Origin of the sequence: Dactylosporangium sp. NPDC005572, from assembly GCF_040605515.1 — a bacterium.
Classification (GTDB): domain Bacteria; phylum Actinomycetota; class Actinomycetes; order Mycobacteriales; family Micromonosporaceae; genus Dactylosporangium.
In genome coordinates this window covers 3,248-5,209 of the sequence record NZ_JBEXCY010000378.1, presented here as the reverse complement: position 1 = coordinate 5,209, position 1,962 = coordinate 3,248, and the positions used below count along the sequence as shown (strand labels likewise).

Below are 1,962 nucleotides of genomic sequence, written 5' to 3'. Positions count from 1 at the left end.
CGCCGTAACACTATGAACCTGTCAACCACCGCACACCCTGACGTTGCAGGGGTGCGTTGTGGTGTTGGTTCAGAATCACACAGTGGATGCAAAACACTTCAAAGCATTGTTTGAGGTCAAGTCCTCGGCCTATTAGTACCGGTCAGCTCAAACCTGTTACCAGGCTTCCACTTCCGGCCTATCAACCCAGTGGTCTCGCTGGGGGCCTTAACCCTCTAGGGGTGGGATACCTCATCTCGAAGCGAGCTTCCCGCTTAGATGCTTTCAGCGGTTATCCCTTCCGAACGTAGCTAACCAGCCGTGCTCTTGGCAGAACAACTGGCACACCAGAGGTTCGTCCGTCCCGGTCCTCTCGTACTAGGGACAGCCCTTCTCAAGTATCCTACGCGCGCGGCGGATAGGGACCGAACTGTCTCACGACGTTCTAAACCCAGCTCGCGTACCGCTTTAATGGGCGAACAGCCCAACCCTTGGGACCTACTCCAGCCCCAGGATGCGACGAGCCGACATCGAGGTGCCAAACCATCCCGTCGATATGGACTCTTGGGGAAGATCAGCCTGTTATCCCCGGGGTACCTTTTATCCGTTGAGCGACACCGCTTCCACCTGCCAGTGCCGGATCACTAGTCCCGACTTTCGTCCCTGCTCGACCTGTCAGTCTCACAGTCAAGCTCCCTTGTGCACTTGCACTCAACACCTGATTGCCAACCAGGCTGAGGGAACCTTTGGGCGCCTCCGTTACATTTTAGGAGGCAACCGCCCCAGTTAAACTACCCACCAGACACTGTCCCTGAACCGGCTCACGGTCCAAGGTTAGATACCCAAATCCAACAGAGTGGTATTTCAAGCTTGCCTCCACAACCACTGGCGTGGCCGCTTCACCGGCTCCCACCTATCCTACACAATCGAATTCGAGTACCAATGTCAAGCTATAGTGAAGGTCCCGGGGTCTTTCCGTCCTGCCGCGCGTAACGAGCATCTTTACTCGTAGTGCAATTTCGCCGGGCCTGTGGTTGAGACAGTGGGGAAGTCGTTACGCCATTCGTGCAGGTCGGAACTTACCCGACAAGGAATTTCGCTACCTTAGGATGGTTATAGTTACCACCGCCGTTTACTGGCGCTTAAGTTCTCCGCTTCGCCCCGAAGGACTAACAGGTCCCCTTAACGTTCCAGCACCGGGCAGGCGTCAGTCCATATACGTCGTCTTACGACTTAGCATGGACCTGTGTTTTTAGTAAACAGTCGCTTCCCCCTGGTCTCTGCGGCCACCAACCGCTCCACCAGCACGTGGTCTCACCATCGGTGGCCCCCCTTCTCCCGAAGTTACGGGGGCAATTTGCCGAGTTCCTTAACCACAGTTCGCCCGATCGCCTCGGTATTCTCTACCTGACCACCTGTGTCGGTTTGGGGTACGGGCCGCTCGAAACTCGCTAGAGGCTTTTCTCGGCAGCATGGGATCACTGACTTCACCTGAACGGCTCCGCTTCACGTCTCACCCACAAGTGCTGCGGATTTACCTACAGCACGGGCTACACGCTTGCCCCGGCACAACCACCGGCCGGGTCCAGCTACCCTCCTGCGTCACCCCATCGCTTGCCTACTACCACCCAAGTTCCCAGACTCCAGCCCAAACCCCCGAAAGGGCCCAGACCTTCGCATGGTTAGTACAAGCAGGTTCAGCATGGACGCTTCTACGCGGGTACGGGAATATCAACCCGTTGTCCATCGACTACGCCTCTCGGCCTCGCCTTAGGCCCCGACTCACCCAGGGCGGATTAGCCTGGCCCTGGAACCCTTGGTCATCCGGCGGCAGGGTTTCTCACCCTGCTTTCGCTACTCATGCCTGCATTCTCACTCGCGTCACCTCCACGGCTGGATCACTCCGCCGCTTCACCGGTGACACGACGCTCCCCTACCCATCCACACACCTGGACCGCCGGCGAACCATTGGCCGGGTACATA

General features: G+C 57.6%; 1 rRNA gene (running past one end of the window). It reads right to left on the bottom strand.

Annotated features, from left to right (window positions below):
- Positions 1-112 precede the first annotated feature (112 nt).
- A 23S ribosomal RNA gene (locus ABZS66_RS60255) occupies positions 113-1,962 on the bottom strand (it continues 1,365 nt past the right edge of the window).